18 protein-coding genes and 3 tRNA genes are annotated in these 24,244 nt (G+C 60.5%); 11 read left to right on the top strand and 10 right to left on the bottom strand.

Features of this window, described 5'->3' with window-relative positions; translation table 11 throughout:
* Window positions 1-63: 63 nt before the first annotated feature.
* The gene (locus ABNT42_RS20570; protein ID WP_348700190.1) at window positions 64-585 is read right to left on the bottom strand and encodes an Lrp/AsnC family transcriptional regulator; all 522 of its coding nucleotides are present in this window, start codon (window positions 583-585) and stop codon (window positions 64-66) included.
* A 126-nt stretch (window positions 586-711) separates the two neighbouring features.
* Here ABNT42_RS20570 and hppD point away from each other — a divergent pair, with 126 nt between their 5' ends.
* From hppD to ABNT42_RS20550, 4 genes are all read left to right on the top strand, one after another.
* The gene (gene hppD, locus ABNT42_RS20565; RefSeq protein WP_348700188.1) at window positions 712-1,824 is read left to right on the top strand and encodes a 4-hydroxyphenylpyruvate dioxygenase; all 1,113 of its coding nucleotides are present in this window, start codon (window positions 712-714) and stop codon (window positions 1,822-1,824) included.
* Between the two features lie 173 nt (window positions 1,825-1,997).
* Window positions 1,998-5,564, top strand: a complete 3,567-nt coding sequence (locus tag ABNT42_RS20560; protein ID WP_348700186.1) for an indolepyruvate ferredoxin oxidoreductase family protein — start codon at window positions 1,998-2,000, stop codon at window positions 5,562-5,564.
* A gap of 70 nt (window positions 5,565-5,634) precedes the next feature.
* Window positions 5,635-7,170, top strand: coding sequence for a S41 family peptidase (locus ABNT42_RS20555; RefSeq protein ID WP_348700184.1), 1,536 nt, complete (start codon window positions 5,635-5,637; stop codon window positions 7,168-7,170).
* A gap of 88 nt (window positions 7,171-7,258) precedes the next feature.
* Window positions 7,259-9,064 carry a M14 family metallopeptidase gene (locus ABNT42_RS20550; protein ID WP_348700182.1) on the top strand — a complete coding sequence of 602 codons (1,806 nt, stop codon included), beginning with the start codon at window positions 7,259-7,261 and terminating at the stop codon, window positions 9,062-9,064.
* Between the two features lie 6 nt (window positions 9,065-9,070).
* Here the strand turns inward: ABNT42_RS20550 and ABNT42_RS20545 are convergent, their stop codons facing one another.
* The 4 genes from ABNT42_RS20545 to ABNT42_RS20530 form a co-directional block, all read right to left on the bottom strand.
* Complete coding sequence (locus tag ABNT42_RS20545) at window positions 9,071-9,415, bottom strand: hypothetical protein (protein ID WP_348700179.1); 345 nt, start codon at window positions 9,413-9,415, stop codon at window positions 9,071-9,073.
* An 82-nt stretch (window positions 9,416-9,497) separates the two neighbouring features.
* A complete protein-coding gene (gene ttcA, locus ABNT42_RS20540; RefSeq protein ID WP_348700177.1) occupies window positions 9,498-10,427 on the bottom strand; it encodes a tRNA 2-thiocytidine(32) synthetase TtcA in 930 nt (309 codons plus the stop codon).
* Window positions 10,424-10,822, bottom strand: a complete 399-nt coding sequence (locus ABNT42_RS20535) for a dihydroneopterin aldolase (RefSeq protein ID WP_348700176.1) — start codon at window positions 10,820-10,822, stop codon at window positions 10,424-10,426. The genes ttcA and ABNT42_RS20535 overlap by 4 nt, the downstream gene beginning before the upstream one ends.
* 45 nt (window positions 10,823-10,867) lie before the next feature.
* Window positions 10,868-11,680: an SDR family oxidoreductase gene (locus ABNT42_RS20530; RefSeq protein WP_348700174.1), complete on the bottom strand. Its 813-nt coding sequence runs from the start codon at window positions 11,678-11,680 to the stop codon at window positions 10,868-10,870.
* A gap of 57 nt (window positions 11,681-11,737) precedes the next feature.
* On the opposite strand from ABNT42_RS20530, the gene ABNT42_RS20525 reads away from it, so the two are divergent.
* Both ABNT42_RS20525 and ABNT42_RS20520 read left to right on the top strand, forming a co-directional pair.
* Window positions 11,738-12,889, top strand: coding sequence for an SAM-dependent methyltransferase (locus ABNT42_RS20525; protein WP_348700172.1), 1,152 nt, complete (start codon window positions 11,738-11,740; stop codon window positions 12,887-12,889).
* A 115-nt stretch (window positions 12,890-13,004) separates the two neighbouring features.
* Window positions 13,005-14,030 (top strand): J domain-containing protein, encoded by a 1,026-nt coding sequence (locus tag ABNT42_RS20520; RefSeq protein WP_348700170.1) that lies wholly within the window; start codon window positions 13,005-13,007, stop codon window positions 14,028-14,030.
* A gap of 12 nt (window positions 14,031-14,042) precedes the next feature.
* Here the strand turns inward: ABNT42_RS20520 and ABNT42_RS20515 are convergent, their stop codons facing one another.
* Complete coding sequence (locus tag ABNT42_RS20515) at window positions 14,043-14,522, bottom strand: chemotaxis protein CheW (RefSeq protein ID WP_348700167.1); 480 nt, start codon at window positions 14,520-14,522, stop codon at window positions 14,043-14,045.
* A 164-nt stretch (window positions 14,523-14,686) separates the two neighbouring features.
* Here ABNT42_RS20515 and ABNT42_RS20510 point away from each other — a divergent pair, with 164 nt between their 5' ends.
* Entirely contained in the window at window positions 14,687-16,267 is a 1,581-nt protein-coding gene (locus ABNT42_RS20510) for a DUF3369 domain-containing protein (RefSeq protein ID WP_348700165.1), read from the top strand.
* Between the two features lie 44 nt (window positions 16,268-16,311).
* On the opposite strand, the gene ABNT42_RS20505 is transcribed toward ABNT42_RS20510, so the two are convergent.
* The 4 genes from ABNT42_RS20505 to ABNT42_RS20490 all read right to left on the bottom strand — a co-directional run bounded on the left by ABNT42_RS20505 (window position 16,312) and on the right by ABNT42_RS20490 (window position 23,083).
* The gene (locus ABNT42_RS20505) at window positions 16,312-17,085 is read right to left on the bottom strand and encodes a hypothetical protein (RefSeq protein WP_348700163.1); all 774 of its coding nucleotides are present in this window, start codon (window positions 17,083-17,085) and stop codon (window positions 16,312-16,314) included.
* Complete coding sequence (locus ABNT42_RS20500) at window positions 17,082-18,401, bottom strand: hypothetical protein (protein ID WP_348700161.1); 1,320 nt, start codon at window positions 18,399-18,401, stop codon at window positions 17,082-17,084. Before ABNT42_RS20500 ends, ABNT42_RS20505 begins: the two co-directional genes overlap by 4 nt.
* A 50-nt stretch (window positions 18,402-18,451) precedes the next feature.
* The gene (locus tag ABNT42_RS20495) at window positions 18,452-19,498 is read right to left on the bottom strand and encodes a hypothetical protein (protein ID WP_348700160.1); all 1,047 of its coding nucleotides are present in this window, start codon (window positions 19,496-19,498) and stop codon (window positions 18,452-18,454) included.
* Window positions 19,499-19,825: 327 nt separating this feature from the next.
* Window positions 19,826-23,083, bottom strand: a complete 3,258-nt coding sequence (locus tag ABNT42_RS20490; RefSeq protein WP_348700158.1) for an EAL domain-containing protein — start codon at window positions 23,081-23,083, stop codon at window positions 19,826-19,828.
* A gap of 207 nt (window positions 23,084-23,290) precedes the next feature.
* Between ABNT42_RS20490 and ABNT42_RS20485 the strand changes: the two genes are divergently transcribed.
* The 4 genes from ABNT42_RS20485 to ABNT42_RS20470 all read left to right on the top strand — a co-directional run.
* Window positions 23,291-23,374 (top strand) — tRNA-Tyr (locus ABNT42_RS20485).
* Window positions 23,375-23,427: 53 nt separating this feature from the next.
* Window positions 23,428-23,501 (top strand) — tRNA-Gly (locus tag ABNT42_RS20480).
* A 46-nt stretch (window positions 23,502-23,547) separates the two neighbouring features.
* A tRNA-Thr gene (locus ABNT42_RS20475) sits at window positions 23,548-23,622 on the top strand.
* Window positions 23,623-23,764: 142 nt separating this feature from the next.
* The coding region (locus ABNT42_RS20470; RefSeq protein WP_348700156.1) for a GTP-binding protein at window positions 23,765-24,244 on the top strand (480 nt) is incomplete at its 3' end.

Below are 24,244 nucleotides of genomic sequence, written 5' to 3'. Positions count from 1 at the left end.
ATCTCAAAAGTGCGCTCCTGATGTCCGAATGACAGATCTGACCCCGAAGTTAGGCCCGGCGTTTTAGACGAGGGGTAGGGCGGTGGTGTCTTTGATGCGCTGCAGGGCAAAGCTGGATTTCACGTCCAGCACGGCCGGATGGCGCAGCAGGGTGGCCATCATGAAGCGCGAGAAGTGATCCATGTCTTCGACGTGCACACGCAATAAATAATCCATTTCGCCCGTCATGGCGTAGCAGGCCACCACTTCCGGCCACTGCTCCACCGAGACGGCAAAGTCGGCGCGGGGCGAGGCGGGTGCATTGGCTGCCCCCAGTGCACGGGCATTGCTGTGCGCACCCGCTTCGCTGTGCTTCTCTAGCCGCACGTTGACATAGGCCAGCAGGCCAAGGCCGATTTTGTCGGGGTCGAGCAGCGCGACGTACTGGCGGATCACGCCCGCTTCTTCCAGCCGCTTGATGCGGCGCAGGCACGGCGAGGGCGACAGTGCTACGAGTTCAGCTACATCCTGGTTCGACAGGCGGCCATCGGCCTGCAAAATCCCCAAAATTTTGCGGTCGGTTTTGTCTAGCGTAATTTTGGTCATAAAACCCTCTTAATTCGGAAAAACATGCAATATTATTGCGCATAAGCGCGAACTTGGGGAATTGTTTGCAATTTAATGCCGTCGGAAGGCCACTATACTGTGCCTCATTCAAACAAGGAGACTAGCATGCAATTTACCCCCTGGGATAACCCGATGGGCACGGATGGCTTCGAGTTCGTCGAGTACGCCGCCCCTGATCCTGTCGCGCTGGGCAAGCTGTTCGAGAGCATGGGCTTCACCGCCATCGCCCGCCACCGCCATAAAAACGTCACCTTGTATCGTCAGGGCGATATCAATTTCCTCATCAACGCCGAGCAGGATTCCTTCGCTCAGCGTTTCGCCCGCACTCATGGCCCGTCCGTCTGCGCGATCGCATTGCGCGTCAAGGATGCCGCATTCGCCTATCAGCGCGCGCTGGAGCAGGGTGCCTGGGGCTTCGATAACAAGACCGGCCCGATGGAGCTGAATATCCCTGCCATCAAAGGCGTGGGCGATTCGCTGGTGTATCTGGTCGACCGCTGGCGCGGCAAGAACGGTGGCGCCGAAGGCGCGATCGGCGATATCAGCATCTACGATGTGGACTTCGTCGCCATCCCGGGCACGGTCGCCAATCCGGTCGGCCATGGCCTGACCTATATCGACCACCTGACCAATAACGTCTACCGTGGCCGCATGAAGGAATGGGCGGACTTCTACGAGAAGATGTTCAACTTCCGCGAAGTGCGCTACTTCGATATCGAAGGCAAGCTGACCGGCCTGAAGTCGAAGGCCATGACTTCGCCTTGCGGCAAAATCCGCATTCCGATCAACGAATCGTCGGATGACAAATCCCAGATCGCCGAGTACCTCGACGAATACCACGGCGAAGGCATCCAGCACATCGCGCTCGGTACCGATGACATCTACAAGACCGTGCAGTCGCTGAAAGACGCGGGCATCGTGTTCCAGGACACCATCGAGACTTACTACGATCTGGTCAACCGCCGCCTGCCCGAGCATGGCGAGAATCTGGACGAACTGCGCCGTCTGCGCATTCTGATCGATGGCCGCAGCAGCGAGCACTCGCGCGAACTGCTGCTGCAGATCTTCAGCCAGAACGTGATCGGCCCGATCTTCTTCGAGATCATCCAGCGTAAAGGTGATGAAGGTTTCGGCGAGGGTAATTTCCGCGCGCTGTTCGAATCGATCGAACTCGATCAGATCCGTCGTGGCGTGCTGAAAGATCCTGCTGCCGCATAAACAACAAGGGTGAAAAGCCGCGAGTCCCGCACAGAACGGGGCAGCGGCCTGTGGTACCCTAAACCAAACCACATACATAACCGCCGGGAGAACTTCACAAGAGTTTGCACGGCGCGCACGAACGGGCCGAACACGGCCCTGCAGTGCATGGTCAAAACAATAATGGAGACAATATGAACGCACCTCACAAGGGCTCGCAACTGGAGCCGGGCTCGCACTCGGACCACGAAATTTCCCTCGACGATAAGTGGACGCTAGAGCGCGGCCGTGCCTTTATGACGGGTACGCAGGCGCTGATCCGCCTGCCCATGATGCAGCGCGAACGCGACCTCAAAGCGGGCCTGAATACGGCTGGCTACATCACCGGCTACCGTGGTTCCCCCGTTACCAGTGTGGATATGACGGCCGTGAAGGCCAAGAAGTATCTGGACGCGCACCACGTTAAATTCCATCCCGGCATGAATGAAGATCTGGCTGCCACCGCCGTGTGGGGTACGCAGCAGACCAATCTGTTCGAAGACGCCAAGTACGATGGCGTGTTCTCCATGTGGTATGGCAAAGGCCCCGGCGTGGACCGCTGCGGCGACGTGTTCAAACATGCCAACAACGCCGGTTCGGCCAAACATGGCGGCGTGCTGGTGCTGGCTGGCGATGACCACGCCGCCAAATCGTCCTCGACGGCGCACCAGTCCGACCACATCCTGAATGCCTGCGGCATCCCTGTGCTGTATCCGTCCTCGGTGCAGGAGTACATCGACTATGGCCTGCACGCATGGGCCATGAGCCGCTATACGGGTCTGTGGGTGTCGATGAAGTGCGTCACCGACATCATCGAATCGGGTGCCGTGATCGATTTCGATCCGGATCGCGTACAGATCAAGATTCCGGAAGATTTCGAACTGCCTGAAGGCGGCCTGAATATCCGCTGGCCCGACACCGTACTGGATATGGAAGTACGGATGAACAGCTACAAGTGGTACGCCGCACTGGCCTACTGCCGCGCGAATAAGCTCAACAAGATCATCTGGGATAGCCCGAAGCCGAAGATCGGCATTATCACGGCCGGTAAATCCTACCTCGATACCCGTCAGGCGCTGGCCGATCTGGGCATCGACGAGCAGGCCGCAGCCGATATCGGTATCCGTCTGTACAAGATTGGTATGACCTGGCCGCTGGAAGCGGAAGGCGTGCAGGAATTCGCCGAAGGTCTGGACGAGATTCTGGTGGTGGAAGAAAAGCGCCAGATCCTCGAATACGCGCTGAAGGAAGAACTGTATAACCTGCCGGACGGTAAGCGTCCGCGCGTGGTGGGCAAGTTCGACGATACGGGCGAGTGGAGCAAGAACAGCAAGACCGGTCACGGCGACTGGCTGCTGCCGGCTACTTACGAACTCAATCCGGCCCAGATCGCGCGTGCCATCGCTTCGCGTATTGCGCATTACTGCGACGGCCATCCGGTGGCCGAGCGCGTGCGCGAACGGGTGGCCTTCCTCGAAGCGAAAGAGCTGGCACTGAAGTCGCTGCCGCTGAAATCGAATCCGGAAACCGACCGTACGCCATACTTCTGCTCCGGATGCCCGCACAATTCGTCCACCAAAGTGCCGGAAGGCTCGCGTGCGCTGGCCGGTATCGGCTGCCACTACATGGTGCTGTGGATGGATCGCGAAACTTCCACCTTCACCCACATGGGTGCAGAAGGCGTGACGTGGGTGGGACAGGCGCCGTTCACCAACGAGAAGCATGTGTTCACCAACCTCGGTGACGGTACCTATTTCCACTCCGGCATACTGGCGATCCGCGCTGCGGTAGCGGCCAAGGTCAACATCACCTACAAGATTCTGTTCAACGATGCCGTGGCCATGACGGGCGGGCAGAACTTCGATGGCCCGCTTGATCCCGGCATGATTTCGCGCCAGATCGCAGCGGAAGGCGTGAGCCCGATTATTGTCGTGACCGACGAGCCGGAAAAATATCCGTCCGATTACAACTGGGCACCCGGCGTCACGGTGCGTCACCGCTCGGAACTGATGGATGTGCAGCGCGAACTGCGCGATAAGCCCGGTGTGTCGGCCATGATCTATGATCAGACCTGCGCTTCGGAGAAGCGCCGCCGCCGCAAGCGCAACGAATACCCTGATCCGGCCAAGCGCGCCGTGATCAACGAAGCCGTGTGCGAAGGCTGCGGTGACTGTTCGGTGCAGTCGAACTGCCTGTCGGTGGAGCCGCTGGAAACGGATCTGGGGCGCAAGCGCCAGATCAACCAGTCCTCCTGCAACAAGGACTTCTCCTGCGTGACCGGTTTCTGCCCGAGCTTTGTGACGGTGGAAGGCGGTGCGCTGAAGAAGCCGAAGAAAGCTGCCACCGGCGAAGCGCCGCAAGTGGCGCTGCCGGCACCGGTGCTGCCATCGACGGCCCAGCCTTACGGCATTCTGATCACCGGTATCGGTGGTACGGGTGTGGTAACGGTGGGGCAGATTCTGGCCGTGGCGGCGCACGTGGAAGGCAAGGGTGCCATTGTGCTGGACATGAGCGGTCTGGCCCAGAAGGGTGGCCCGGTGATGTCGCACGTGCGTCTGGCCGATAATCAGAGCGATCTGCATTCGACCCGCGTCGGTACCGGTAGCGCTGATCTGGTGATCGGTTGCGATCTGATCGTAACGGCTTCGCGCGATGCGCTGTCGCGCATGGGCGAAGGACGTACCCACGCCATGATCAACTCGACCGGTTCTTCCACCGCGGCTTTTGTGAAGAATCCGAACTGGCAGTTCCCTGACGAGCCGTCGCGCAATGAAATCAGCCGTGCCTGCGGCGCTGGTCAGGTGGACTTCGTCGATGCCGGCCAGATTGCGACGGCGCTGATGGGCGATTCGATCGCCACCAATATGTTCATGCTGGGCTACGCCTTCCAGAAAGGCCATGTGCCGCTGAGCGAAGCGTCGCTGCTCAAAGCCATCGAACTGAATGGGGTTTCGGTCGGCTTCAACAAGGCGGCCTTCAACTGGGGCCGCACGGCGGCGCAGGATCTGGCTGCCGTTGCCCGCATGACCACGCCGGCCAAGGTGATCGAGTTCAAGCGTATCCAGACGCTGGACGACATCATCAGCAAGCGGGTGGAGCTGCTGACGGCCTATCAGGATGCGAATTATGCTAAACAGTATAAATCGTTTGTTGATCAGGTGCGTGGCGAGGAAGCCAAGCTGGGCAAGACTACCCGTCTGACCGAAGCCGTAGCGCGTTACTACTACAAGCTGATGGCCTACAAGGACGAGTATGAAGTAGCGCGTCTGTACAGCGATGGTGCGTTCCAGCAGAAGATCGCCGGCATGTTCGATGGCGATATCAAGCTGAAGTTCCATCTGGCGCCGCCGATGTTCGCCAAGCACGATGCGCAGGGCCATCTGGTGAAGAAAGAGTACGGTCCGTGGCTGATGAAAGCCTTTGCCGTGATGGCGCGCTTCAAAGGCCTGCGTGGTACCGCTCTGGATATCTTCGGCTACACGGCCGAGCGTCGCATGGAACGCCAGCTGATCGTGGATTACCGCCAGACAGTAGCGGGCCTGCTGCCCAAGCTGACGGCGGAGAATCTGGCGCAGGCGGTGGCGATTGCCAGCATACCGGAAGATATCCGCGGCTATGGCCACGTGAAGGAGCGTCATTTTGCTGCCGCCAAGCGCAAGGAGGCCGCATTGCTGGCCGATTTCGCCAAAGCGGACAAGCAGGTGGCACCGCACGCTGCCTGATTGTTATAAATTTGTAAGCAATCATAAACATCGGCGGGAATCTTAGACATTCTGTCTATAATTCCCGTCGATGAAAATTCCTTTCTACCTGCTTTATTCCGCTGCGCTGGCACTCACGCTGACAGCGTGCGGCGGCTCATCTTCACCTGCGGTGGTGGTTCCTGTGCCGCCGCCGGATCCCGTGCTACCCCCCGATCCTGTTCCCACGGTGTATGCCGATGCGACCGCTGGTTCCGCGGTGGAGCTGATGAACCGCTGCGAGCTGAAAACTGCTGGCGCGCTGGCCGGAAGTCAGGCCGATGAAAAAGGCTTTATCCGTTCCGCCACGGAGGAAACCTATCTCTGGAGTGCCGAACTTCCCGCCATTAAGGCGAGTGACTATCCGAGCGTGGTTGCCTATTTCAATGCACTCAAGACGCCAGCACTGCTGGCCAATGGCCGGCCCAAGGACCGCTTTCATTACAGCTATCCCAATGAGGTGTGGGAAGCCCTGTCGCGCGGAGTGGAATTTTCCTATGGCCTGAACTGGAGCGTGGGGGCTAATCGCGTGCCGCGCCAGTGGCGCGTTTCCATGGTGGATGCTGTTTCGCCCGCCGCCAATGCCGGTGTACGGCGTGGTGATCAGCTGATCATGATCGATGGCGAGGATTTCATCAACCGCGGCGATTCCGCGGCGGTGGCGCGCTTCAACGCGGCACTCACGCCGTCCAAGGCTGATCAGCCGCATACTTTTACCTGGTGGCGCGAAGGTCGCTTATTCGAAACCACTATGCTGCCGGGTGCCGTGAACGCGGAGCCGGTGCAGGCCGTGCAGATACTTGATAGTGCAGCCGGCAAGACCGGCTATCTGCACTTCACTTTCCACAACGGACCGGCCGAGCGTCAGCTGTATGATGCTATGAGCACTTTCAGCAAAGCGGGTGTGCGCGAGCTGGTGCTGGACATGCGCTACAACGGCGGTGGTCTGATCAACCTCGCTAGCGAACTGGCTTACATGATCGCTGGCCCGCAAGCTACTAGCGGCAAGGTGTTCATGCGCTACACCACCAACGGCCGTCTGGGTGCGGGCCGTCCCAGCATCTTCTTTGATCGCACCACCGGTCTTGCTGGTCCTAAGCCTGTGCCCTTCGGTACCGTGCTGCCCCATCTGGATCTGAAGCGGGTTACCCTGCTGACGGGCCCTTCCACCTGTTCCGCCAGCGAGGCGCTGATTAATGGCTTGCGTGGCATCGATGTGGAAGTGCGCTTGGTAGGAGGGCAGACCTGCGGCAAGCCGTATGCTTTTATCCCGATGGCCAATTGCGGCACCACTTATTTCATGGTGCAGTACCGTGGCACCAACGATAAAGGCTGGGGTGAATTTGACGAAGGTTTTGCTCCTGACTGCAGGGTAGAAGATGATATGAGTCACGCGCTGGGCGATCCGGCGGAAAGCTTGCTGGCTACGGCCTTGCGACTAAATGCCGGTGCTGCCTGCGCGAGTGCGGCACCGCGCCAGGGCGGGCGCAGCGCGGCAGCCGCGCCGCTCGCGGGCGATAGCGATGCGGCTAGCGTGCAGGTGCGCTCGCCACTGAAGGAAATCAGCATCCTGCCAGCGCAGCGCTGAGCTGCCGGCGGCGTGCAGTAAAGCCGATTATAATTTTTGATCTGTCCGGTGCCAGTGTGAGCACCGGCATCTAACTGGAGTCATGCCGATGCGACGTTCTGACCTGTTACTGTCTCTCTCGATTGCCTTTGCCGGCGCACCACTGGGTGCTGCCGTGGCGGCGAATGCTGCTACGCCAGCGACACCTGCCAGCGCTGCCCTCAGCACCATTTCCGAGCGCTCCGGCTTCCAGCATACGGGCCGCTACGATGAAGTGATCGCGCTGTGCGCGCGCTTCCAGCAAGCCTATCCCAAGGCGGTGCGCTGCTTCGAATTCGGCCGTACGCCGGAAGGCCGCCCCATGCTGGCGCTGGCCGTGTCGCGTACGGGCGCGCTGACGCCGCAACAGGCCAAACAACGTGGGCTGCCGGTGATGCTGGTGCAGGGCGGTATCCACGCTGGCGAGATCGATGGCAAGGATGCCGGCTTCCTCGCGCTGCGTGAAGCGCTGGAGAACAAGGCGGCAGCCGGTGCGCTGGATAAGCAGGTGCTGCTGTTCGTGCCGGTCTTTAACGTCGACGGTCACGAGCGCTTCGGCAAGTGGAACCGTCCTAACCAGCGCGGTCCGGTGGAAATGGGCTGGCGCACCACGGCGCAGAACTACAATCTGAACCGCGACTATGTCAAAGCCGACGCGCCGGAGATGCAGGCCATGCTGGCGCTGGTGAACGCGTGGGACCCGCTGGCCTACATCGATCTGCACGTGACCGATGGTGCCAAGTTCCAGCCTGACGTGTCGATACAGGTGGAGCCAGTGCATGGCGGCGATGAAGAACTCAAGCGCGCCGGTCTGGCGCTGCAGACTGCCGTGATGGCTGATCTGAAGCAGCAGGGCTCCGATCCCAAGCCTTACTACATCTCGTTCGCCAAGGAAGATGATCCGATGTCCGGCTTCGTCGATTCGATGTCCACGCCGCGCTTCTCGACCGGCTACTTCCCGATGCGTAACCGCTTTGCCGTGCTGGTCGAGACCCATTCGTGGAAAGACTATCCGACCCGTGTGCGCATTACCCGCAACACCATCGTCTCGCTGCTGGCGCAGGTGGCGCAGCATGGCAAAACGTGGCAGCAGCAGGTGCAGCAGGCTGACCAGCGTGCCAGCACACTGGCCGGTGCCGAGTTCCCGCTCAGCTACCGCACCACTTTCAACAGCAAGACCATCGAATTCCCCGGCTATGAATACACGCGTGGCTATTCCGAGATCTCTGGCGGCACCATGACGGTGTACGACGAAAGCAAGCCGCAGATCTGGAGCGTGCCGTTGCGGGATGAAGTGGTGCCTGATCTGCGCGTGACGGCACCCAAAGGCGGCTATCTGGTGCCGCTGGCCGAAGCTGCCCGTGTGGCGCCGCGCCTGAAGCTGCACGGTATCCAGTACAAGGTGCTGGGCGCCGACCAGATGGCGGCCGAAGTGGAAGTGTTCCGCGCCAGTAAAGCCACCTTTGCCAAGCAGTCGTTCGAGGGCCATCAGGGGCTGACGGTGGAAGGCGACTGGGCGCGCGAGCGTCGCAGCCTGCTCAAAGGTTCGCTGTTCGTGCCGATCGCCCAGCCCAAGGCACGTCTGGTGATGACCATGCTGGAACCACGTGGTGCCGATTCGCTGCTGGCATGGGGCGAGTTCAATAACGCTTTCGAGCGCAAGGAATATATGGAGGACTACGTGGCCGAGCAGGTGGCGCGCGAGCAGCTGGAAACCGATCCGGCCCTGCGCGAGGAATTCCAGAAGAAGCGTGACAGCGATGCGGAGTTCAACAAGAGCCCGGCCAAGCGGCTGGAGTTCTTTGCCCGCCGCCACGCCTCGTGGGATGAGCGCTACAACCTGTATCCGGTGTTACGTTCGGCCCAGACTTTCTAGGCCGACTTAGGCTAGAGTATTAATACTGCCGCTGCCATTGCTTTGCTTGGCGGCGGTGTGTTCCAGTTTCTCTTTGAGTATCTGGTTGACCTTTTCCATGATCTCGGCCTGCTCCTTCGGTGGCTTGGCGGCGAGTTCTTCACGTGTGAGCCCCATCCCTTTCAGGATAGCGTCGACCATGCGTTCGGTCGGCGATTTTTTCATGTAGTCGTCGAGTTCCTGTGCAGCGCTGGGTTTCTTGGCCTTTTCCAGTGCGGCTTGAAAGCTATTATCACTGCCGCTGCTGCGGCTGGCCGGAAAATTCGCCTGCATGGATGCCTGCAAGGCATCGCTCTGTATTTTCAGATTCATCTTGTCTACTGCTCCCTGTAAGTGAATGGCGGCACCGCGCTTGCGGCGCCTACCCTTTCTAGCCGGGGGGAGCAGCAAGCGCCTAGAGCTCGCGTTGCAGTGTAATGATGCCGGGCGTCGTGTCTGGCGTCGAGCATGGATCTTCATCGAATGCGACATCGCCGTTAGGATTGGCGACCCCGTCGATCTGCAGATCGGTGAAACTGAACAGATCCCGGTCCATCAGGTGCGACGGCACCACCGTGGACAGCGAGGAGTAGATGTTCTCCACCCGGCCCGGATGCTTTTTCTCCCATTCGCGCAGCATGCCCTTGATGTGCTTGCGCTGCAGGTTTTCCTGCGAGCCGCACAGATTGCATGGAATGATGGGGAAGTTCTTCACTTCCGCATAGCGCTCGGTATCTTCTTCTTTGACGTAGGCCATGGGACGGATCACCATGTGCTTGCCATCGTCGGACACCAGCTTGGCCGGCATGCCTTTCAGCTTCCCGCCGAAGAACATATTCAGGAAGAAGGTTTCGAGGATGTCGTCGCGGTGGTGACCCAGCGCGATCTTGTTGCAGCCCAGTTCATCGGCTACGCGGTACAGAATGCCGCGGCGCAGGCGAGAGCACAGCGAGCAGGTGGTTTTACCTTCGGGGATCAGGCGTTTGACGATGCTGTAGGTATCCTGATTTTCGATGTGGAAGGGGATGCCCAGACTGGTCAGATAGGTCGGCAGCACATCTTCCGGGAAGCCCGGCTGCTTCTGGTCCAGATTCACGGCTACCACGTCGAAGTGGATCGGTGCGCGCTCGCGCAAGGTCAGCAGAATATCCAGCAGGGCGTAGCTATCCTTGCCGCCGGACAGGCAGACCATCACCTTGTCGCCGTCTTCGATCATGTTGAAGTCACCGATGGCCTGACCGACCAGACGGCACAAACGCTTGTGCAGCTTGTTGTTCTCCAGTGCGATCTTTTCTGCCGCCTTACCGCTGACGACTGGCTGCGCGTTTTCGCTAACGACGCTCATACGCCCTCCTTGATGCTGAATACTTCCACGCCCACGCCTTCGCAGTCGGGATAGACATCGGGCTTCATGGTGGAAACACGCGCTGCGCGTACATGGGGGTGAGCCAGCATGGCACGCACGATGTCATCGCACAGGCTTTCCTGCAGCTGGATATGGCCGCGTGCCATCAGCTTGGCGATGGTGTCGCGGATGAAATCGTAGTCCACCACTTCGTCGAGCTGGTCCTTGGTCGGGGTCGAGACGGCCAGCGGGATGTACAGATCGACGTTGATCATCAAGCGCTGCTCGCCCTTTTTCTCGAATTCGTACACGCCGATATTGATCAGCACTTCATAGTTGCGCAGGAATAGGCGGCGGCAATCGCTCAATTGCGGGTGGTACAGGGCGGACAGCATGGGGAATACCTTCTTTCGTTTAAATTATTCGGTCAGCGCGGGCGCTTACTGCGCCAGAAACATCACGTCGCGCGGCAGTGGCATCAGATGCTGGCCACCGTCGACCAGCAGGGTAGTGCCCGTCAGGGCACGGGCCGAGGCAGCGTAGACGACGCTCTCGGCAATATCTTCCGGCGTGCTGGAACGGCCCAGCGGGGTTTGCTGGTGGGCGTTGGCAAAACCTGCTTCGGTCTGGTCGCCAGATACCATGGTGATGCCGGGCGCCACCCCCACCACCCGTACTTTGGGCGCTAGTTGCTGGGCCAGCATGGTGGTGGCCGTGTGTAGCGCTGCCTTGGACAGGGTGTAGGACAGGAAATCCGGATTGAGATTGTACAGTTTCTGGTCGAGCAGGTTGATGACCACGGCCTGCTGGCCGGTGCCGGTGGCGCCGTGCAAGGCCTGTGCCAGTAATATCGGGGCGGCCAGATTGGCGTGCATGTGGGCATCCAGCATGCGGATGGAAAAATCGGCCGCGCTGTCATATTCGAATAGCGAGGCGTTATTCACCACGCAGCGCAGGCTACCCAGCGCTGCCACGCAGGCCGGTACCAGCGTGCGCACGGCCGTTTCGTCGGCCAGATCGGCCTGCAGGGCCACGGCACGCCGGCCCAGCGCAGTAATTTCGTCGACTAGCAGATGCGCTTCGCCGGCCGAACTGCGGTAATGCACGGCGATATCCCAGCCGGCGCGGGCTAGCGCCAGAGCGATCACGCGGCCGATGCGGCGGCCCGCGCCCGTGACGAGGGCGACGGGGGCCGCTACTGGTGCTGTTGCGCCGGCCGAAGCCGCTGGCGCGCTGTGTTGTGGCTGATTCATAGCTATTGTGATGCTTAAAATGGCGGCGCGGCCTGCCGATTCGTTACAATGCCGCCTATGTCCTTACCTGTCCCTACCAGTGACGCGCTGGCCGCGTCCCACGCCCTGCAGCAGCAGATCGCCGCCGAGATTGCGGCCCACGATGGTGCTATGTCCTTCTCCCGCTATATGGAACTGGCGCTGTACGCCCCCGGTCTGGGGTACTACAGCGGCGGCTCGGCCAAGCTGGGTAAAGATGGCGATTTTACAACTGCACCTGAGCTCACGCCCCTGTTCGGTGCGGCGCTGGCCCATGCGGCAGCCGCTATTATCGCCCAAACTGCGCCGCAGATCCTCGAATTTGGCGCCGGCACGGGTCAGCTAGCCTTTGATGTGCTGAGCGAGATGGCCGTGCTGGGCATTACCATCGAGCGTTACGTCATTGTCGAACTGTCCGGCGAGCTGCGCGGCCGCCAGCAGGACAAGCTGCGCGCCTTCCCGCAGGTGGAGTGGCTCGATGCGCTGCCGCCATCGTTCGAAGGGGTGGTGCTGGGTAATGAAGTGCTGGACGCCATGCCGGTGGAACTGGTGATCCGCCATCCGGAAGGCTGGCAGGAGCTGAAAGTCACCGTCAAGGATGGCCGCTTCGACTATCTGCCGGTGCCGGCCAGCGCTGCCGTGCTGGCCCAGATCGAACGCCAGATCCCCGAACATGACAGTCTGCCGGTGGGCTATGTGACGGAAGTGCACAGCGTGGCCTGCGCCTTCATGGCGACCCTGAGCCAGATGCTGACGGCCGGACGGGGCGGCGCCGCGCTGCTGTTCGATTACGGCTTCCCCGGCCACGAATACTATTTCTTCCAGCGCGCCACCGGCACGCTGATGTGCCACTACCGCCACCATGCCCATCCCGATCCGTTTTACTATCCGGGCCTGCAGGACATTACCGCCCACGTGGATTTCACGGCCATGGCGCTGGCGGCGCAGGATGCCGGTGCGGAAGTGCTGGGCTATCTGAATCAAGCGGGCTTCCTGCTGGCGGCCGGTGCCAGCGAATTACTGTTGCGTACCGATCCGGCCGATAGCCTGCGCTATCTGCCGCAGGCGCGCGCTTTGCAGAAGCTGCTGTCACCGGCAGAAATGGGAGAATTGTTCAAAGTACTGCTGATCGGTCATGCCGTGAGCCTGCCGGAAACTCTGCTGGCGCAGGATCGCAGCCACCGCCTGTAGACAGAAAAGCACAGTGGCTAGAATTGCAAGGTCTTTCCATGCCAGATCATTGCGTTGCACCACGCAAGATCGGCTATCATGAAGGACGCGCGCTGGCCGAACAATAATTGGAACGATGGCAAAGATACACACTCACTATGACAATCTGAAGGTGTCCCGGATGGCACCGCAGGAGGTCATACGTGCCGCCTACAAGGCACTCAGTCAGAAATACCACCCTGATAAGAATCCGGGTGACGAGAAGGCTGCGCGCATCATGGCGATCTTGAACGGCGCCTACAACACCCTGTCCGATCCGCAGCGGCGCAAAGAGCACGACGAGTGGATCGCGGCCGAAGAGTGGGAAATCGAGTGGCTGGAAAGTACCCGCAACGAAGACCAGCGTAGCGGCGACAAGCCACGTCAGGATGGCCCCGAGCGGGCCTGGAGTCCGGAGCCGGTGGATGACGCGCCACGGCCGTTCCGCCGTAGCGCCTGGCGCTGGTGGGGCGGCATGGCTGCCTGTCTGGTGCTGGGCTGGGTGGGCGGCGTGACCATGGTTAACGAGCCGCACCTGCTGTCGAGCGCACTGGCGGCGGCGTGGGGCAGCAAGGCCGAGAGTCCGGAGCGGGCGGCCCGTGCCGCAGCGCGGCCGCCGGCGCGCGATCCGAAAGTGGAAATGCGCGAAGCCTGGGCTACCGCCCAGCCGTATTATCCGGAAGCGAATAACAGCAAGCCGGCGCCCATCAAGGTGCAGGCGCTATCGCAGGTGCAGTTGCCGAATATGGCGCCCGAGTGCGAAGCAGAGCCGCAGACGCTGGTGGCGCCGAATGGCGAACCGTGGCCGGAACAGTCGGGTTATATGGCCGGCTTCCCCGTCGCCAACAAGGGCGACGATATGCAACTACTGCTGGATAACGGCGCCAATGCTTCGGCCGTGTTCATCAAGATTTACGATACCGAGCGCCATTCGAATGTGCGCTATGCCTATGTGCAGGCGCATGACAAACTGGTGGTGGATAAGCTGGCGAACGGCAAGTACGAAGTGCGCTACCAGAATCTCGATCAGGGTGCCAACCGCAGCGGTTGTGCCACCCAAAGTACTAATAGCCGCACGGCAGCGGCCACGCCGGCGGCGCTGACGCCGCCAGTGAGTAACTAGTCCGCCGCTGGCTCAGGCGGACACTTCGACGTCCGACAGCCCCATTTCTTCGCTGGCCATCAGGCGGTCGATATCGACCAGAATCAGCATGCGCTCGTCGATGGTGCCCAGCCCTATCATGTATTCATGGCTGAAGGCATTGCCCATGTCGGGCGCCGGTTTCAGCTGTTCCGGCATCAGGGTGGTCACATCCGATACCGAGTCCACCACCATACCGACCACGCGGCCGCCGATATTCAGGATGATCACCACGGTGAACTGGTCGTACACGGGCTCGCCCAGATTGAACTTGATGCGCATGTCCACCACGGGGATGATGATGCCGCGCAGGTTGATCACACCCTTGATGAAGGCTGGTGCGTTGGCAATACGCGTCACTGTTTCATAGCCACGGATTTCCTGCACTTTGAGGATATCGATGCCGTATTCTTCCGCACCCAGGGTAAAGGCGAGGAATTCGCGGCCCGTGATATCGCTTGCTGTCTCTTGCATGATGGGGTTCCTTGAACGTTTGGGGGCCACTGGCAACGCCTGTGCGGCGCGTTAGCGGCGATCCATACCGGCAGGGTAACAGAGTCGGCTCGCCCTTGCAAAAAGGTTGTCATAGGGGGGGAATCTGTTTATGCTAGAACGACAACGCACCTCTGGAGATGTGTATGACCGATTCCAACGCAGACGACAACTGGCTGATTCAGGAGGATGAGGACGATGCGCCCGCCGCCGGACAGGAATCGCCAGAACAGCGGCTGTGGCGAGTGCTGATCGTCGACGACGATGTCGATGTCCATGCCGTGACCCGGCTGGCGCTGCGCAATGTCTCGTTCAAAGGACGCGAGCTGGAACTGTTCTCGGCCTATAGCGGCAAGGAAGCCTACGAATTCCTGCGCACCACGCCCGACATCGCGCTGGTATTGCTGGATGTGGTGATGGAAACCGACGATGCCGGTCTGCTGCTGGCGCGCCGCATCCGCGAGGAACTGCATAACGGTATCGTGCGGGTAGTGCTGCGCACTGGCCAGCCCGGTCAGGCACCGGAGCAGCGCGTGATCATCGAATACGATATCAACGACTATAAAGCCAAGACGGAACTGACCACGCAGAAGCTGTTCACTACCGTGATCTCGGCGCTGCGCGCCTACGAAAGCCTGAACATGCTGGAGCGCAGCCGCATCGGGCTGGGCAAGATACTGGCCGGTGCCACCAATCTGTACCAGATCCATTCGCTGCGCGAATTTGCCTCCGGCGTGCTGAATCAGGTCAGCGCGATTCTTGATGTGGGTGCGGATGGCGTGCTGTGCCTGATGCAGGGTGATCTGGGCCGTACCACCGTGGTGGCGGCGACCGGCAATTACACCCCGCTCAGCGAGCACGAACTGATGCCGCACCAGCACCCGCTGTGGCCCACCATCGCCAAAGCTTTTGCGGAAAAGAAGAGCCAGTTCGATCATCCGGCCAATGTGCTGTTCATCCACACGCAGGAAAACCGCGAAGTGGCGATTTCCGTCACGCCACCGTGGCCGCTGGCGCAAATCCAGCGCGATCTGCTGGAAGTGTTCTGCCAGCGGATCGCCGCCGCTTTCGATAATCTGTATATGTTCGGCCAGCTGCGCAAGGCCCAGGAAGCTACCGTGGTGGCGCTGGCCGATCTGGCCGAGTTCCGCGATAGTGGCACGGGTGGCCATGTGCGGCGCGTGCAGAACCTGTCGTCGGCGCTGGCGCGCCGGATGGCGGAACGGGGCGTGTATGCCGACCAGCTGACGCCGCAGTTGCTGGACATGATAGGGCTGGCCAGTATTCTGCATGATGTGGGCAAGGTGGCCACGCCGGATCACATCCTGCTCAAGCCGGGCCAGCATACGCCGGAAGAACGCAGCCAGATGCAGACCCATGCCGCCGTCGGCAAGTCCATCCTCGAACGCGCCGCCAATATGGTCGATGGCGTCAGCTATCTGACTTACGGCGCCGAGATTGCGGGCGGCCACCACGAGCACTTCGACGGCAATGGCTACCCGAATCAGTTGAAGGGCAATGCAATTCCCGTCTCGGCCCGTATCGTGGCCGTGGTCGATGTCTTCGATTCGCTGCTGCATGAGCGCCCCTACAAGGAGCCATGGCCCCATACGGAAGTGATGAGCTACATCACCGAGCGTTCCGGCAAGCAGTTCGATCCGGAAGTGGTGGCGGCGCTGCTCGACCTGATCGAGCGCGATCCGAATATCGGCCACACGCCGGACTAGGCGGCACGGCCGCTCACTGCGACCGTGTGCATAGCCTGTGGCTGCTAGTTGCTGGCCTCCGGTGCCGCGCTCTGCGGTTTCGACTTGACGATGTTCAGGTAGAACACTTTGCTGGCGGCATCACGTGCGTGGACGAAGTTGGTTCGTTCGATAAAGCGCAGCGTGTAGCGGCATTCAGGCTTGATACGGGTCAGGGGCGCGAAGGCCGATGAGAACTCCGCAAACGTCAGTTTCCGGATCGCTGCATAGGACGTGTTCATTTGCGTCAGCACTTTTTCCAGCTCAGGCGTTGTGGCTTCGAAGACCAGTTCGGCATTGTCTGCGTCTATGCTGGCCAGCGGTTTAACGATTTTCTTGCCATTTTCCTCGGTGAATAGGCACGGCGGTTTGCCGCTGCCTTCTTCCGCTTTTTTGATGATGGCTGCGACTTTTTCCTTGCCCCCCGCCTTGTCTATCATCTCCTTGGCGTCTCTTGCATCCTGCAGATAAGGCCCCAGTTGTTTCGCGCCGCCGGCTTGCTTCACCACTTCGACGATCTGTTTGGCCGCATCAGGTCCGCCGGCTTTCTGGATAAAGTCGGCCATACCTTTGAGTTCTTTGACCGGCGCCAATTTGCTTAATTCATCGGTCAGCTCGGTCAGGTTGGAGACGCCGGAGGCAGCCAATAGGCGTTCCACGGTGTTGCGGTCGACTTCCACTGTCGTAGCGGGGCCTTCTTGGTCGGCTTCTGCCACCACGTAAAGCAGCAGGCCGAGAAACACCACTTGCACCAGCAGATCGATCAGCGTGATGAAATAGACGTCATTATTTTTTTTCATGGTCGGGACGCTACGTCAATCGGCGCCTGGGCGGGTGGCAGATGTTGTTCGGATTTACGGGCGATTGCCTCGAGCGATTGCTCGACCCGGGTGCCGAAGGCGGCGATCGCGTCGGCCTGCGCAGGGAAGTGAGCCAGGCGCTGGTCCAGGCTACTGCTGGCGGCATCGGCCCGGCCGAAATTGTTGGCCAGCGTGGCGGTGCTGTCGGACAGATTCTCGACCAGACCATCGAGCGCGCGCACGCGCCGCACCAGCACCTTGGCCGATTCTGACAGTTCGTTCATGTGCTGCGCCGCCTCTGCCGCCTGTTTGGACGACTGGCTCAGCGTTTCGATGTGATAAGCAGCGCGCTTGCTCAGGGTGCCGATGGTTTTGAGCGCGCTTTGGCTATCTTCCGCATGAGCAAGCGTCTTTGCCAGCGCCTCGATGGTGCCGGCAATCTCCTGGCTGGCACGGCTTACCATGGTCGTAGTGTGCTGCATGGCTGCGGCCGATTGCGCCATGGTGCCGTCCGCTGCACCCAGCGCATGGACATGTGCCGAGAGGGCATCAAGCCGTTCTGCCAGTTCGCCCGTGTGACTGACATTTTGCTGGGCAAGGCTGACTTCCTCGCGCCGCTGCACCAGTAGATCCGCCAGCACTTGGTTGAGAGCGCTGGATGCCAGTACGGTTTCCTTCAGATTATCGACATATTGCGCACGCTCGCTGGCAAAAGCCGTGCTGTTAAGCACAGCGCGGAATTCCTGCACGCCCAAGCGGGCATCATCCAGCGCTTCGGCGATCTGGTCGGAAAATTCTTCGGCAAGGTCGAGCATTTTGTCGCTGGCCGCTTTGCGTGTCAGTTCACCCGCTTCGATGGTTTTGCTCAGGATCTCCTGCGAGAAGCCGCTCAGGTGATCCGAGGCGATCTGTACCTGCTTGACCAGTTCGCCGGACTTGGCGACGTATTTTTCCATGGCAGCCTCCATACTGAGGTCGGAAGCATAGCTGGCGCGGCTCTGCAAATGCATGCGGGCGATCACGGCATAGGCGGTGGCAATCAGACCTGCGCCGAAATTCATGATAACGGTGCTCATACTCTGGCCGGCACCGCGTGTGCCGACCAGAATTGCACTTACGCACAGCGCGGCGACCGTGACGAGAAAGCCAAAATAGTAGACGCTGTCGATGGTGGTGGAGGACAGGCCTTCATGGGCGCGCGGTAACAGAATCTTGAGATGGTAGTAGCTGAGGGGGGCTATCGCCACTGGAATCGACAACAGGGCTGGTACATGCAAAAAAGTAGTGATGCTCAGGATGACTACTGACAGCAGCATCAAATTGCGCATTCTTACGAAGTCTTGGTGGTTCATATTTCCCTTTACAGTTAATTTTTTTTCTTCAGGCGGCCCGGCAGGAAATGCATGGTCAGCTGGGCTCCCGCGCCTTCCGAATCGCTGAAATACCATTGCCAGAAGGCCTTGCGGCAGCGTGCTGTCGCCGGGCTGATGCTGATATCGGGTAGGGCGTTCAGATCGACCGTGGTGTTACTGAAAACGGGGCGCTGTACGGCACCTGCGTGGCTGGCGCGGTAGTTGTATATGACATCCTGGCTGTTGTCACAGCTATACAGATTGAAGCGGGCCGATTTATCGATCAGATCGGAAAAGATCAGCAAAGTGTTCTGCGGTGCGCGCAGATACTGGCTGACCGACAGATCGGACACCACCTGCGTCAGTGCGGCAGCACCGTCCTGCAGGGCAAGCTGGTTTTCGACCTTGCCCAGGATGTGGGTCTTGAGTTGCGGGGCCACACCACGCGCGCCAAGCAGCGCTCCCAGCATAGTTGGCGCTGTGCAGGCAGAAACCACAGGCATGGCCACATCGCTTTGCCGTGCGCGGGTGCTGAAAACGCTGATGCGTCGCACACCGCGATGCTCGGCATCAAGCGCCTGCGTGAGCCTGACCAATACCTCGGCTCTGGTGGAGGGCTCCAGCTGTGCCGGTAGATCTAGCAAAATAGTCAGTTCGGTAGCCGCAGGCGCATCACAGGCTACGGCAGCGTAGCCAGTTTCGGGCCAGTGCGGCCGGAGCAGGTAGAAGCTTGCTGCCAGTAGTGCTAGCGCCACGGCGAGCCAGCGCCATGGTGCCGCTAGCACTCGCACCGGTGTATCCCGCTCTGCTTGGGCCGCGGGTACGGATGGTGGCGGCAGCTCGCCTGCGCTGCTCTGGACGGCGCTCGACGCCGGACTGGTGTTTGTGTTGGCTACTGCGCCGTTACTGGCAACGGGCGTACGCTCCCCGCTGACGGGCACAGCATCGGTGTCGGTGTGCGCCTTGCTTTTGATCTGTTGGGAGCTGCCGCAATAAGGGCAGTAGGGTACCGGGCTAAACAGGCGGCGCGAACATACGCTGTTCAGGCAGAGCCTCATCATGGATGCTCTCCGAGTAGGGTGCGACAGTCTTTGCTAGGGGCGGGCTGGAGGCTGTACTGGCTCTGCGACCAGACCGGAAAGTGACAATTCATCAGCGGCAAAATGCAGCCTAGGGCAGCAAAACGGGGTGGGGCAATTTACGCGACACAGCACTAGTCCCAACTAGGCAGCGCCAGTGCCGGAGATGAGACCTATTGGGTAATTTGTAATTTTTGCCAATAAGTTATTTTGAGCTAATGTAGCAAGAAAAACAAGCTGATAAGCCGGTTTACTATTTCTTTTGCAGCTTCGTACGAGCGTATCGGCAGTGTCCTACGACCGACGCTATTAGGCGGTATCGCTCAAGCTGTCCTGCAGCAGGGCTTCGAATTCGGTCCGCGGCAGCGCTTGCGACCATAGATAGCCCTGGCCTTCATCGCAGTGCTTGGCGCGCAGGAAATCGCGCTGGGCCGGCGTTTCCACCCCTTCGCCTACTACCGCAAGCCCCAGCGCATGGGCCAGTCCGATGGTGGCGGCGACGATCACGGCATCGTCCGGATCGGTTTCGATATCCTTGACGAAGCTGCGGTCGATCTTGATGCGGTCGATCTCGAACATCTTCAGGTAGCTGAGCGAGGAATAGCCCGTACCGAAATCATCGATCGCCACGCGCAGGCCGCGCGAGCGCAGTTCCACCAGCAGCGCGCGGCTGCGTTCGGGGTCCTGCATGGCGGCCGATTCGGTGATTTCCAGTTCCAGCAGTGTTGGGTCGATGCCGCTGCTGGCCAGCAGGCGGTCCAGATGGGGCAGCAGGGCAGGGCTGTGGCACTGGCGTGCGGACAGATTCACTGCCAGCCGCAAATGCGCCAGCGGCGTGCCGCGCCAGCCGGCCAGCAGGGCAAAGGCGCGCTGCAGCACCCACTCGCCCAGACTGACGATCAGATTCGATTCTTCGGCGATGGGAATGAAGCGGTCCGGCTTGACCAGCCCCAGTTCCGGATGGTGCCAGCGCAGCAGCGCTTCGGCGCCGATGATGCGCTGGCTGGCCAGATGCACCTGCGGCTGCAGGTAGAGTTCGAATTCGTTCTGTTCCAGTGCCAGCCACAGGCGGTTCTCCAGCATCAGGCGTTCGTGCGTGGCGCGGTTCATTTCGGCCGAGAAGAACTGGAAGTTGCCGCGTCCGCGGTTCTTGGCCGCGTACATGGCGGTATCGGCATGGCGCAGCAGAATGCTGGCATCGCCGCCGTCGTCAGGGAACATGGCAACCCCCACGCTGGCGCCGCTGTGCACGGAAATGCCCTGCAGCTGGTAGGGCGCGTTCAGCGCTTCGACGATGCGCACGGCGATATTCGACGTTGCCGCCGGCGTCACATCGCCGGCCGTCACCACGATGAATTCGTCGCCGCCCAGACGGGCGATGGTGTCGACATCGCGCAGCAGGTCTTTCAGGCGCTGGGCGACGGCGACCAGCAGCAGGTCGCCCATCTGGTGGCCGTGGGTGTCATTGATCTTCTTGAAGTGATCGAGGTCGATGAACAGCAGCGCGCAGCGGCCGTTGGTGCGCCGGGTCTGCGCCAGTAATTGATCCAGCCGCAGATTCAGCGACAGCCGGTTGGCCAGCCCCGTCAGCGTATCGTGGTGGGCTAGATGGTGGATGCGCTCCTGCGCCATCTGCTGTTCGGTCAGGTCATGCAGGATGGCGACGAACAGGTGTTCATCCGGCAGTTCCACTTCGCTCACCGACATCGCCAGCGGGAACTCGCTGCCATCGCTGCGCCAGCCGCGCAGTTCGTATTCGTGGGTGACGCCGCAGGCGATCATGCGTAGCATGCCGGCCGCATCGAGGCCGGCCGCTTCGCCCACGCCGATCGGAATCAGCTGGCATAGCGGCAGTGCCGTCATATGGCTGGCGTTGTAGCCGAACAGCCGGCCTGCCGCGGCATTGGCCGACATCAGCACGCCTTCGCTATCGATGGTGAGGATGGCGTCGGCTGCCTTGTTGAGGATGGCCTGCAGACGCGCTTCGCGTTCGCGCAGGCGTGCCGTGCTATCGGCCACCTGCGCCTGGATGCGTGCGCGCTCGCCGCTAATGAGCAGCATCAGTGTGCCCAGCAGACCGGACAGCAGCAGGCCGCAAGTCAGCACCGTCCAGCTTTGCCAGCCCCGCTGCTGCAGCAGATAGGCTGGTGTGGGGGCCAGCGTGAGCTGGTAGATGCGGCCGCCGAAATGCAGCTGGCGCTGGAAGTCGCCGTGTTGGGCCGGGCGCTGCAGGGTATCGTGGATGACGTGGTTGGGGCCTTCGTCATCGCTGTCTTCGAAGCGCAGCAGGAAGTGGGGGAATTCGGAACGCTTGAGCGCCTGTTCCAGCAGCGCCTGATACTGCATGGCGATCAGCAGTGCACCCACTGCTTCATGTTGCTGTTTGTTGGGGTAGGCGGTCTGCAGCAGCAGCATGCCCGCTGCCGTGCTGCCGGGCAGTACTGCCAGCGGTGCGGTCGCGGTGGGCTGGCCGGAGCGCAGGGCGCGCTCCATGGCGGCACGGCGCAGCGGTTCGGTCAGCAGGTCGTAGCCCAGATAGGCGCGCCGCTCGACCGGTTCGATATAGGTCGATACCACGTAGCGCTCGGCCTGATCGGCGCGCACCAGCCGGCCATCGGCCGTGCGCTGGCGCACTTCGAAATCGGGCGCAATGTGGCGTTTGGCCCACGCCTCGAAACTGGCGCGCTGGCCATCCTTGATCGGCGTCAGCCAGGCCATCGACAGCAACTCGGGGCGCTGGTCCAGATAACCGTGGGCGAGCGTGGCGAAATGTTCGTTGCTCAAAACGTGCTGCGGGTCGTTGAGGGCTTTGCCGATGGCGTAGATGAAGCGTTCATGTTCGCTGAACTGTTCCTGCAGCAGATCGCCGGTCTGCTGGGCTTTCAGGCGGAAGGTCTGCAGTTGCTGGATATTCTCCCAGCGATCGGCCTGCAGATAGATGGCAATGAAGGCGGCCGTGGACAGCAGCAGTGGCAGGCCGACCAGCATACGGCGGCGCGACCACAGCAGGCGTGGCCGGCCGATGACGATCCAGCTGAGTGGCGCTGCTAGCAATATGCCGATGGTGTCGCCCATCCACCATGCCAGCCAGTCCGCTAGCGCCGTATGGGGCTGCACTACGCCCACCAGTGCCATGCCGCCCACCGACACCGTGCTGCTGATCAGGGTAATCCCGCAGGCCAGCAGGATGAAGCGCACCACATCGCGGCCGGAAGCAATCGCGGGATCGATATAGCGGCGGAACAGGCTGCTGCCGGCCCAGGCTTGCAGCAGGGCGCCGAGGGCGGCTGCACTGGCGCCATGGAAGGCGCTGGCGCTGATGCCCTCCGGCGACAGGGCCGGATAGACCAGATTGATGCTAAGCGAACCCAGCCACACAGCCGGTAGTAGCCGCATACCGCCTACGACCACGGCGGCCAGCGCGATACCGGCCGGCAGGAATATCGGCGCCGCATAGCCGGGCGGCAGGGCCAGCAACAGGCCTAGCCGGCCAACAATAAAGTAGCAGGCCCACAGGACCAGATTGGCCAGGATCGTGCTATACCAGTGGCGTTGACGCGGCTTCAACTGCGGGGCTCCGAGGCTCGGGTAGATGAAAGATTGTATAGTAAATTGTTCATCGCAAAAACAACACTTGCACATTTGCCTCAGCCTCGTTTACAATTTCGCCCCGAAGCAGGCAGTTGATCACGACAGCGCGGCGTAGCAGTAAAAACGAACGCAAAACGGGGTTGACAAGTCAAAGTAGTTGCTTCATACTCTGCGGCTCATTGCGGAGGGGTGGCCGAGTGGTTAAAGGCGACAGACTGTAAATCTGTTCTTTCGAGTACGCTGGTTCGAATCCAGCCCCCTCCACCAAGTTTTTGCAAAAAAACTGAGTGATGCAGTAAAGAAGTTGAATTGAAATCCTCGCGGGTGTAGCTCAATGGTAGAGCAGAAGCCTTCCAAGCTTACGACGAGGGTTCGATTCCCTTCACCCGCTCCAGTTGGTTTGCAGTCTGATGCTCCGGCATCGCAGCAGTATCCCATAAGCCCTTGTAGCTCAGTGGTAGAGCACTCCCTTGGTAAGGGAGAGGCCACGTGTTCAATCCACGTCAAGGGCACCAGAATTCGCAGTATCCCGCAGGTCCGGTCGTTGCACTTGCAGCGATCAAGGCGCCGAAGGCTGGCGTCACAGAAACTACCCAGTATTATCAAGACAGTCGGGCGTCAGCCCAGGTAATTACACCAAATCGTTAGGAGTCTAAAATGGCAAAAGAGAAATTCGAGCGGACCAAGCCGCACGTTAACGTCGGCACCATCGGCCACGTTGACCACGGCAAGACCACCCTGACCGCTGCAATCGCTACTGTTCTGTCGAAAAAATTCGGCGGCGAAGCTAAAGCATACGACCAGATCGATGCTGCTCCAGAAGAGAAAGCACGTGGTATTACCATTAACACCGCTCACGTTGAGTACGAAACCTCGGGTCGTCACTACGCTCACGTTGACTGCCCAGGCCACGCCGACTACATCAAAAACATGATTACCGGTGCTGCACAGATGGACGGCGCAATCCTGGTTTGCTCCGCAGCTGACGGCCCAATGCCACAGACTCGCGAGCACATCCTGCTGGCCCGTCAGGTTGGTGTTCCATACATCATCGTGTTCCTGAACAAGTGCGATCTGGTTGACGACGCAGAACTGCTGGAACTGGTTGAAATGGAAGTGCGCGAGCTGCTGTCGAAG

The sequence above is a fragment of the Duganella fentianensis genome (assembly GCF_964031615.1).
GTDB lineage: Bacteria > Pseudomonadota > Gammaproteobacteria > Burkholderiales > Burkholderiaceae_D > Rugamonas > Rugamonas fentianensis_A.
This window is presented reverse-complemented; position numbering and strand designations above follow the sequence as displayed.

Coding starts and splice junctions, on each gene's coding strand:
- ABNT42_RS20535 (WP_348700176.1), bottom strand. CDS start 10,822: ATGCTGTCCGCCCTGTACCACCCGCAATTGAGCGATTGCCGCCGCCTA.
- ABNT42_RS20530 (WP_348700174.1), bottom strand. CDS start 11,680: ATGAATCAGCCACAACACAGCGCGCCAGCGGCTTCGGCCGGCGCAACA.
- ABNT42_RS20495 (WP_348700160.1), bottom strand. CDS start 19,498: ATGATGAGGCTCTGCCTGAACAGCGTATGTTCGCGCCGCCTGTTTAGC.
- ttcA (WP_348700177.1), bottom strand. CDS start 10,427: ATGAGCGTCGTTAGCGAAAACGCGCAGCCAGTCGTCAGCGGTAAGGCG.
- ABNT42_RS20515 (WP_348700167.1), bottom strand. CDS start 14,522: ATGCAAGAGACAGCAAGCGATATCACGGGCCGCGAATTCCTCGCCTTT.
- ABNT42_RS20560 (WP_348700186.1), top strand. CDS start 1,998: ATGAACGCACCTCACAAGGGCTCGCAACTGGAGCCGGGCTCGCACTCG.
- ABNT42_RS20505 (WP_348700163.1), bottom strand. CDS start 17,085: ATGAAAAAAAATAATGACGTCTATTTCATCACGCTGATCGATCTGCTG.
- hppD (WP_348700188.1), top strand. CDS start 712: ATGCAATTTACCCCCTGGGATAACCCGATGGGCACGGATGGCTTCGAG.
- ABNT42_RS20500 (WP_348700161.1), bottom strand. CDS start 18,401: ATGCTGCTGTCAGTAGTCATCCTGAGCATCACTACTTTTTTGCATGTA.
- ABNT42_RS20570 (WP_348700190.1), bottom strand. CDS start 585: ATGACCAAAATTACGCTAGACAAAACCGACCGCAAAATTTTGGGGATT.
- ABNT42_RS20545 (WP_348700179.1), bottom strand. CDS start 9,415: ATGAATCTGAAAATACAGAGCGATGCCTTGCAGGCATCCATGCAGGCG.
- ABNT42_RS20520 (WP_348700170.1), top strand. CDS start 13,005: ATGGCAAAGATACACACTCACTATGACAATCTGAAGGTGTCCCGGATG.
- ABNT42_RS20525 (WP_348700172.1), top strand. CDS start 11,738: ATGTCCTTACCTGTCCCTACCAGTGACGCGCTGGCCGCGTCCCACGCC.
- ABNT42_RS20550 (WP_348700182.1), top strand. CDS start 7,259: ATGCGACGTTCTGACCTGTTACTGTCTCTCTCGATTGCCTTTGCCGGC.
- ABNT42_RS20510 (WP_348700165.1), top strand. CDS start 14,687: ATGACCGATTCCAACGCAGACGACAACTGGCTGATTCAGGAGGATGAG.
- ABNT42_RS20555 (WP_348700184.1), top strand. CDS start 5,635: ATGAAAATTCCTTTCTACCTGCTTTATTCCGCTGCGCTGGCACTCACG.